General features: G+C 73.8%; 7 protein-coding genes. 5 read left to right on the top strand and 2 right to left on the bottom strand.

Going from position 1 to position 9223, the window contains the following annotated elements:
• Nucleotides 1-283 precede the first annotated feature (283 nt).
• The 4 genes from ACWGL3_RS28650 to ACWGL3_RS28635 are packed head-to-tail and all read left to right on the top strand — an operon-like array spanning nt 284 to nt 4555.
• Entirely contained in the window at nt 284-1288 is a 1005-nt protein-coding gene (locus tag ACWGL3_RS28650) for an ABC transporter permease (protein ID WP_267948402.1), read from the top strand.
• A complete protein-coding gene (locus ACWGL3_RS28645) occupies nt 1288-2313 on the top strand; it encodes an ABC transporter permease (protein ID WP_267948403.1) in 1026 nt (341 codons plus the stop codon). The genes ACWGL3_RS28650 and ACWGL3_RS28645 overlap by 1 nt, the downstream gene beginning before the upstream one ends.
• 2 nt (nt 2314-2315) lie before the next feature.
• Entirely contained in the window at nt 2316-3440 is a 1125-nt protein-coding gene (locus tag ACWGL3_RS28640; RefSeq protein WP_267948404.1) for an ABC transporter ATP-binding protein, read from the top strand.
• Nucleotides 3437-4555, top strand: coding sequence for an ABC transporter ATP-binding protein (locus ACWGL3_RS28635; protein ID WP_267948405.1), 1119 nt, complete (start codon nt 3437-3439; stop codon nt 4553-4555). Before ACWGL3_RS28640 ends, ACWGL3_RS28635 begins: the two co-directional genes overlap by 4 nt.
• Before the next feature lie 100 nt (nt 4556-4655).
• Here the strand turns inward: ACWGL3_RS28635 and ACWGL3_RS28630 are convergent, their stop codons facing one another.
• Nucleotides 4656-5540, bottom strand: coding sequence for a 3-methyladenine DNA glycosylase (locus ACWGL3_RS28630; protein WP_267948406.1), 885 nt, complete (start codon nt 5538-5540; stop codon nt 4656-4658).
• 66 nt (nt 5541-5606) lie between these two features.
• On the bottom strand, nt 5607-7385 hold the full coding sequence (locus ACWGL3_RS28625; RefSeq protein ID WP_267948407.1) for a hypothetical protein: 1779 nt from the start codon (nt 7383-7385) through the stop codon (nt 5607-5609).
• Between the two features lie 271 nt (nt 7386-7656).
• On the opposite strand from ACWGL3_RS28625, the gene ACWGL3_RS28620 reads away from it, so the two are divergent.
• Complete coding sequence (locus tag ACWGL3_RS28620; protein ID WP_267948408.1) at nt 7657-9081, top strand: aldehyde dehydrogenase family protein; 1425 nt, start codon at nt 7657-7659, stop codon at nt 9079-9081.
• Nucleotides 9082-9223 lie beyond the last annotated feature (142 nt).

Genomic DNA, 9223 nt, shown 5'->3' with positions numbered 1-9223 from the left:
GGCGGGCCCGCGGCCAGTCCGGGGCCGCCGCCCGCACCGCGCGGGCCGGCCGCCACCGGGAGAACGCCCCATGGAAGCCCGTGGGGCCGTCCGGCCGCCGCCTCCGCCTCCGGAGGCCGGATCCCCGCACACGTGCACGACCTCCAACGGCCGCCGCGCCCCCCGACCGCACCGACAGTGCGGCTCCGCGCCGACCGGGACACCCGTACAACCCGAACCCCCGCCACACCCCGGCGGGGACGCTTCGCGTCCATCGTTCCCACACTGGCGAAAGGCGGCGAAGGTGCTGCGATTCATCGTCAGGCGTCTCCTTCAGCTGATCCCGACACTGGGCGGCCTGTCGATCCTGCTGTTCGTCTGGCTGCAACGGCTGCCGGGCGGACCCGAGTACGCCCTCCTCCCCGACGACGCGACCTCCGAGCAACGAGCCCAGCTGCGGCGCTCCCTGGGCCTGGACGAACCGATCACGGTCCAGTACCTGGCCTTCCTGCGCCGCATCCTCCAGGGAGACCTGGGCGCCTCCCTCCAGACCGGCAGACCGGTCCTCGAAGAGTTCTTCACCCGCTTCCCGGCCACCTTCGAGCTCGCCGTCACCGCGATGCTCATCGCGACCGCGGTGGGCATCCCGCTCGGCTACCTGGCCGCGCGCAGGCGCGGGTCCGTACTGGACTTCGCCGCGGTGGGCGGGTCCCTCCTCGGGATCTGCACCCCGGTCTTCTTCCTCGCCTTCATCCTGAAGGTGGTCTTCGCCGAGCGGCTGGGCTGGTTCCCGTCCGCGTTCCGGCTCTCCCCGGGCATCAGCCGCACGGACCTCTCCGGGTTCGCCGTCCTGGACGGGCTGCGGACCGGCGAGTTCGACGTGGTCGCCGACGCCCTCGCGCACCTGGTGCTCCCCGGGCTCGCGCTCGCCTCGATCCCGCTCGCGGTGATCGTCCGCATGACCCGCGCCAGTGTCCTGGAGGTGCTGGAGGAGGACTACGTCCGCACCGCCAACGCCAAGGGCCTGCACCGCAACACCGTGCGCACCCGCCACGTGATGCGCAACGCCATGCTCCCCGTCGTCACGTCCATCGGCCTGCTCACCGGAAGCCTGTTCGCCGGCGCGGTCCTCACCGAGAGCGTGTTCGCGTTCCCCGGGATCGGTTCGTTCGTGTACGCGGCCACGCAGACCCGCGACTACCCGGTCCTCACCGGGTTCATCCTGCTCATCGCCACTATGTACGTGTTCATCAACCTCCTGGTGGACATCTCCTACAGCCTCCTCGACCCGAGAGTGCGGGCCCAGTGATGCCAACGACACCGAGCTCCCAGAACCCGTCCCGGGCCGAGGACGCGTCGGACGCCGGGGGCCCGCTCCTCGGACGGAAGGCGGCCCGCGTCGACCGCCTCGCCGAGCTCATGGGCGAGCGCGACGAGAGCGGCCACGGCTCGGGGATCTGGCGCACCGCCTTCGCGCGGATGCGCCGCAGCCCCATGGCGATCACCGGCGCCGTGATCGTCGTCGTGTTCGTCGCCGTGGCCCTGCTCTCACCGCTCATCGCGCCCTACTCGCCCACCTCGCAGGCCTGGGGCGACGAGGTGTTCCCGAACCAGAACATCTTCGTCGGCCCGCGCGGCGAGAACTGGCTGGGGCTGGACAACCTCGGCCGCGACCAGTTCTCCCGCATGGTCGTCGGCGCCCGCCAGACCCTCATGGTCGGCGTGGTCGCCACCCTGGTCGGCTTCGGCGCCGGCGCGCTCCTGGGCGGCGCCGCCGGGGCCGCGTCGGTCCTCGGCGGGCGCTGGGGCCGCCAGCTCGACAACGTGGTGATGCGCGTCATCGACATGATGCTCGCGCTGCCGACGCTGCTCCTCGCGGTCACCGTCGCCGCCCTCGTCGGGCCGAGCCTCACCACGGTCATGATCGCCGTCGGCGTCGCCCAGGTCCCGGTCTTCGCCCGCCTCCTGCGCGGCGCGATGATCTCCCAGGGCAACCGCGACTACGTCCTGGCCGCACGCGCCCTGGGGGTGCGCAAGCGCAGGATCGCGCTCACGCACATCCTGCCGAACTCGCTGGGCCCGGTGATCGTGCAGTCCACCCTCACCCTGGCCACCGCCATCATCGACGCTGCGGCCCTGTCCTACCTGGGTCTGGGCAACCCGGACCCGGCCTTCCCCGAGTGGGGGACGATGCTCGCCGACGCCCAGCGCTTCCTGTCCAGCGCCCCGCAGCTGGCCGTGTACCCGGCCCTGGCCATCATCGTCACCGCCCTGGGCTTCACCCTCCTGGGTGAGGCGATGCGGGAAGCGCTCGACCCGAAGCTGAGGAAGTGACCATGAGTTCCAGCACGCCGCTGTTGGCGGTGGACGAGCTGTCCGTGGTGTTCCGCGGGCGCGGTTCCGACCCGGAAGAGGTCCGGGCCGTGGACGGGGTGTCCTTCACCCTGGAGGAGGGCCGGGTCACCGGCCTGGTCGGCGAGTCCGGCTGCGGCAAGAGCGTCACCTCGCTCGCCCTCATGGGCCTGCTGCCCGACAGGGGGGTGAGCGTCGGCGGCAGCGCGGTGATGCGGCTGCCCGGCGGGGAGGCCGACCTCCTGAAGCTCTCGCAGAGGCGGATGCGCGACCTGCGCGGATCCCAGCTGGCGATGATCTTCCAGGACCCCCTCAGCTCCCTCAACCCCGTGGTGCCCATCGGCCGCCAGGTCACCGAGATCCTCCGGCGCCACCGGGGCCTGCGGGGATCGAAGGCCTCGAAGGAGGCGGCCGACCTGCTCTACCGGGTGGGCATCCCCGACCCGACGCGCAGGCTCCGCGAGTACCCGCACCAGCTGTCCGGGGGCATGCGCCAGCGGGCGCTGATCGCCATGGCGGTGGCCTGCCGGCCCCGCCTGATGATCGCGGACGAGCCGACCACGGCCCTGGACGTCACCATCCAGGCGCAGATCCTGGAGCTGCTCAAGGACCTGGTCACCGAGGAGGGCACCTCCCTGCTCATGATCACCCACGACCTGGGCGTCGTCGCCGGCCTGTGCGACGACATCAACGTCCTGTACGCCGGCCGGGCGGTGGAGACGGCGCGGCGCGCGCCGCTGTTCGCCGACCCGACGCACCCCTACACCGTCGGCCTGCTGGGCTCCATCCCCCGGCTGGACGCCCCCCGGGGCGAGGCCCTCACCCCCATCCGCGGCTCGGTCAACGACAACATCGCCTGGACGGACGGGTGCGCGTTCGCGCCCCGGTGCGACCACTACACGATGGAGTGCCTCCAGGGCCCGCCGCAGCTGGTCACCGCGGGAGCGGGGGGCGGGGCCGCGGCGGCGGACGGCGGCGCGGCGGACCGGGCGGCCGGAGCCGGCCACGCGTACCGCTGCGTGAACCCCGTCCGGCACGCGGACGTGGTGGACCGGACGGTACTGGAGAGCCCGGCGGTGGTCGGCGACGACGAGGAGGCGCAGGGATGAGCCTGCTGCGGATCAACGACCTCAAGGTGCACTTCCCGATCAGGCGCGGGGTGGTGTTCGACCGCACGATCGGCCACGTGCGCGCGGTCGACGGCGTCAGCCTGGAGATCCAGGAGGGCCAGACCTACGGCCTGGTGGGCGAGTCCGGCTGCGGCAAGACCACCCTGGGCCGGGCCGTGCTGCGACTGGTGGACGTCACGGAGGGGGAGGTGCTGTTCGGCGGACGCGACCTGGCCGGCCTGGACGCCGAGTCGATGCGCCGGGAGCGCAGGAACCTCCAGATGGTCTTCCAGGACCCCCTGGGCAGCCTCAACCCCAGGCAGAACATCGGCTCGATCCTCCTGGAGGGGCTGCAGACCCACGGGATCGGCGGCCCCGACGGGGGCGGCGACGGCCCCGGGGCGCCCGCCGGGAGGTCCGAGCGGCGGAAGCTGGTCCTGGAGGACCAGCACCGCAGGGTCGTGGACGCCCTGGAGAGGGTGGGGCTGTCCTCGAAGGCGCTCACCCGGTACCCGCACGAGTTCTCCGGGGGCCAGCGGCAGCGCATCGGGATCGCCCGGGCGCTGGTGCTCGAACCCGACCTCATCATCTGCGACGAGCCTGTGTCGGCCCTGGACGTGTCGATCCAGGCACAGGTCCTGAACCTGCTGGAGAGCCTCCAGCAGGAACTCGGGCTCACCTACCTGGTGATCGCCCACGACCTGGCGGTGGTCCGCCACGTCAGCGACGTGGTGGGGGTGATGTACCTGGGGGCGCTGGTGGAGGAGGCCTCCAGCGACGAGCTGTACGAGACGCCGATGCACCCGTACACGCGGTCCCTGATGTCGGCGGTGCCTGTTCCGGACCCGGAGGTGGAGGACGCCCGCGAGCGCATCCTGCTCTCCGGCGACCTGCCCTCGCCGGCGAACCCGCCGTCGGGCTGCCGCTTCCACACCCGCTGCCCGTGGCGGCAGGAGGAGCTGTGCGACACCGAGCGCCCGGAGCTGCGCCCGGTGCGGGGCGCCGCCGAGGGCAGCACCCACCGTGTGGCCTGCCACTACGCGGAGCAGATCCTGGCGGGGGAGATCCGGCCGGACGAGAAGCTGGCCGAGCGCATCGTGCACGGCGTGGGCTGAGCACGGCCCGTCCCGCCCGAGGAGCCGGGACGCGCCGGGCCGCCCCGGCCCGGCGCCTCCCGTCCCGGCCCCGGTCCGCCCGGGGTCAGGCCGCCGGGGGTCAGGCCGCCCGCAGGGTCCGGCAGGCGTCCAGCAGCCGCTCGCGCAGCACGGCGCCGCGCTCGGCGAAGCCCCTCTGCGCCTCCATGTACGCGGCCTTGCCCCCGGCCGTCTCGATGCGCACCGGTTCGTAGCCCCAGTCCGCCAGGTCGTAGGGGGACGCGCGCATGTCCAGGGTCCGGATCTCCCGCGAGAGCTCGAAGCAGTCCACCACGAGCTCGGAGGGCACCGCGGGGGAGAGCTTGTACGCCCACTTGTACAGGTCCATGTTGGCGTGCAGACAGCCCGGCTGGTCCAGCTCCGACTGCCGCTCGCGGGTCGGTCGGAGCGCGTTGAGGGGGCGCGCGGCCTCGGTGAAGAACCGGAACGCGTCGAAGTGCGAGCACTGGATCCGGTGCGACTCCACGACGCGGTCGGTGCCCTCGTGGCCGAGCCGCAGCGGCACCTGGCCGTGGCGCACACGTCCCGCGCGGTACACCATCGCCCACTCGTGCAGGCCGAAGCAGCCCAGGTGGGCGGGGCGGGAGGCGACCGACGACAGGAGCTTCTCCACGAAGCCCAGCACGGGCCGCGCCGCCAGGAACTCCCCGGCGTCCACGGCGACGGCCCCGTCGGGCAGCTCCGTGTAGAACCGCTCGGACAGGCGGGCGCGGGCCCCTTCGCCCAGCAGCGCCGTTCCGGCGCCCGGGTGCCAGCGCCGCAGCTGCGAGGGCTTGAGGTTGTAGTAGGTGAACAGGAAGTCCTCCACCGGGTGGGGCACGCCCTCGCGGCGCCGCCGCAGGTGGTCGGCGACCAGCGCGTCCACGCGCCGCTCGTGCCTCTCGGCGCGCCCGCGCCACTCCGTCTCGGCGAGGGCTGTCGGCGCCCCGGTACTCGTTCCCGTCACGGCCCCCAGGGTACGCGGGCGCGGGGAGCGCCCTTCCGCGCCCGCGGCGCCGGCGCGGTGACGGGCTCAGTTGGACTGCTGGACGGGCAGGTGGCGGCCCAGGTAGCCGATGTAGACGCGGTTGGTCGTGCCCGGCCCCAGGTGGGGGTAGAAGTACAGCCGCGGGCAGATCCCGTACTCGATGTCCAGCTTGATGTGGGCGTACATCGGGACGCGCCCGCCGGGCTCCACCTCCTCCGGCACCCGGAAGAGGCGCTTGTCGTTGAGCTTTCCCCGGTTGCGCACGTGGTCCGACTCCTGCGAGGCCAGGCGCTTGACCGGGATCACCTCGTAGCCGTCGGGCGTCTCCTTCAGGTACGAGTGGAACCCGAGCCCGCTGCCGGGGTTGTCGAACTGGTAGCGCGCGTAGTCGTTCAGGGCCAGCAGGGCCTCCCAGGCGCGGGTGACCCACAGGGCCTCCTTGCGGCTGTCGGACAGCTCGTACACCGTCTGCGCCTCGATGGTGAAGAACAGGTGGGGCAGCGCGGTCCCGTCGGTGACGCGCTCCAGGAGTTCGCGCACGCTCCGGGGAGGACGCCGCCGCGGGTCGCGCGGCGCCGGGGCCGCCGCAAGCCGGAACTGCCCGGCCTCGCGGGCCCGGTCGCGCAGCCACCGGACCTCGTAGGCGGCGGCGCGCGCGTGGTCCCGCGCGCTGTCGAGCTCCTCGGCGAGGTCGGCCGTCTCGGCGAGGAGGCCCTGGCGCTCCTCCGAGAGTTCGGCGACCCGGGTACTGAGGCGCGTGACCTCCTCCCTCAGGCGCTGGACCTGCTGCTCCTGGGCCTCGCGCTCCTGCTCGGAGGCCAGGGCGGCGGGGCCGGGGACCGCCCGGTGCGCGGCGGCGCGGACGGGGCCGGGGGAGGGGGCCCGGACAGCCGCGCGCAGGTCGTCGGTCTCCTCGGAGAGGAGCGCGTCGACCGCGAGGAGGGGGTCGGGGAGGCTCACGTCGAGGGCGTTGTCGCGTACCCGGCGCGACAGCGCCGCGCCCACCCAGTTGCGGATGCGCTCGCCGTCGCGGGCGGTGTCGAGCGTGGCCGGGCTCATCCGGGGGTGGCGGGGGGCGTCGTCCTCGTCGAGCAGGTCGACGCCCGGTAAGAACGTGCGCACCCCGCCCGGGGGGACGTCCAGCCCCCGGGGGAGGAGGGAGCCGACGCGCTCCAGGGCGGCGGCGTCGAGCACGTAGGCGGCGCACATCCCGGTGCAGCGCGCCATGGCACCCGCCATGGCGTCGCGCCAGTCGGCGACGGTGACGTCCCGGGGAGCCCCGGTCGCCACCACCGCCATGCGTCTGACGGGGTCGCGGATGGCCGACACGAGCGTGTCCATGAGGGCGTCGTCGCGTCCGCGCACGATCAGGGGGGCGGGGGGCATCGGGTGCTCGCCGTCGTGGGCGTCCACGGAGTCGAGGAGCATGCGGGCGGCCTCGGGGGGCATGACGTCCAGGCGGGGAGGGTCCGCCGCGGCGCGCTCGGCGGGGGCGGGGTCGACGGCCATGTCGATCCACACGTACCGCCACGGTGCGAGTTCGGGGTCCACGACCGCTGTGGCGACGGTCCGCCACACCCCGTCGGGCTTGTCGGACTCCGTGGTGAGCCGGAGGAAGCGCAGTCCCTCGTCGTCGTTGTCGTGCCGGACCACCAGGGCCCGGGAGCGGTTGCTCAGATCGTGGCGCCCCGAGGCCGAGAAGTCCACCCGCGCGCCCGAGTTGCCGCGTTTGCTGAGCCAGCGGGACAACACCGTCGAGGTGGTGTCGATGAGGTCGCCGTCGTGCTCCGGGACGGCGACGAGCGTGCGGTAGACAAGTGGCAATGAGCACTCCCGGGCTCCCGACGGCGGCGGCGGACCCGAGGGTCCGCCCGAACACGCTGGCAGAGCCCTCCTCCCCACTTTGGACGAAGGAGACCTCCGGCGCCAGTCGGTTGACCAAAGATCCCTCGACCACATCCCAAGGATCCCAGGAGTCTCAGGCGGCCCCACCGGGGCGCTCCGTGCCGGTTGCGCCACTGTGGCCAAGGAACGACACTCCAGTGGAAAAAATGGACAAAGCGGGCGGCGAGGCGCGGGCACTAGCGTCACGGGCATGTCCACGCACCCGTTCTGGCTGGCCGGCACCGCCGCGACCGGCGACACCGAGATCCCTGTCGTCAACCCCTACACCGGCGAGTCCGTCGGCGCGGTCGCCGTGCCGACCGCCGAGCAGATCGAGCAGGCCGTCTCCGCGGCCCACGCCGTCGCCGCCGAGGCCGCCGCCCTGCCCGCGCACGTACGGGCCGACGCCCTCGTCCACATCTCCCGGCGCATCGGCGAGCGGTCCGAGGAGATCGCCCGGACGATCACCGCGGAGAGCGGCAAGCCCCTCAAGTGGTCCCGCGCCGAGGCGGGCCGCGCCGTCTCCGTGTTCCGCTGGGCGGCGGAGGAGGCCCGGCGCGACAGCGGCGAGCTCCAGCGGCTGGACACCGACCCGGGCGGCGTCGGCCGGATGGCCGTGGTCCGCCGCGTCCCCAAGGGGCCGGTCCTGGGCATCTCGCCGTTCAACTTCCCGCTCAACCTGGTCGCCCACAAGGTCGCCCCGGCCCTCGCCGTCGGCGCGCCCGTCGTCCTCAAGCCCGCGCCGGCCACCCCGATGACGGCCCTGATCCTGGGCGAGATCGTCGCGGAGACCGAGCTGCCCGGCGGCATGCTCTCCGTGCTTCCCATGCCCAACGACCGCGCGGCGTCGCTGATCACCGACGAGCGCCTCCCCGTCATCTCCTTCACCGGCGGGGCCTTCGGCTGGGAGCTTCCCCGGCTCGCGCCGCGCAAGCACGTCACCCTGGAGCTGGGCGGGAACGCCGCCGCCGTGGTCCTCGCCGACGCGGACCTGGACTGGGCGGCGCAGCGGGTCGCGCTGTTCGGCAACAACCAGGCCGGGCAGGTGTGCATCGGCGTGCAGCGCGTGATCGTCGAGGACTCCGTCCACGACGAGTTCGTGGCGCGGCTGGTGGAGCGCGTGGAGGCCCTCGGCGTCGGGGACCCCTCCGACCCCGCCACCGACGTGGGCCCGCTCGTGAACGAGGCGTCCGCCGAGCGCGTGGCCGCCTGGATCGACGAGGCCGTCGCCGACGGCGCCGAACTGCTCACCGGCGGCACCCGTGACGGGGTGACGGTCGCGCCGACGGTGCTCGCGAACGCGCCCGCCGACGCGAAGGTCGTGCGCCAGGAGGTGTTCGGACCGGTGCTGGTCGTCCAGCGGGTGGCCGACACCGACGCCGCGTTCGCGGCGGTCAACGAGAGCGACTTCGGCCTCCAGGCCGGGGTGTTCACCCGCGACCTGCCCACCGCGTTCCGTGCGCACCGGGAACTGGAGGTCGGCGGCGTGGTGATCGGCGACGTCCCCACCTTCCGCGCCGACCAGATGCCCTACGGCGGTGTCAAGCAGTCGGGCGTGGGCAAGGAGGGCGTGCGCGCCGCCATGACGGACCTGACCTACGAGCGGGTCCTGGTGCTCACCGGCATCGACCTGTAGCGGGGCCGGGCGCCGCCCCGTCGGCGGCGCCCGGTCGCGGACCCCTCCCGAGCGCCCGCCGGAGCGGCGGCCACCGCCTCCCCGGCCCGGGCCGGGGCGGGGGCCGTCGGGCCGCCGCCCCCCGCGCCGACCCCGCCCGGAC

The organism is Nocardiopsis sp. NPDC055824 (assembly GCF_053616335.1).
Note: the sequence above shows the minus strand (reverse complement) of the source record. Positions and strands in the feature narration are given on the sequence as shown.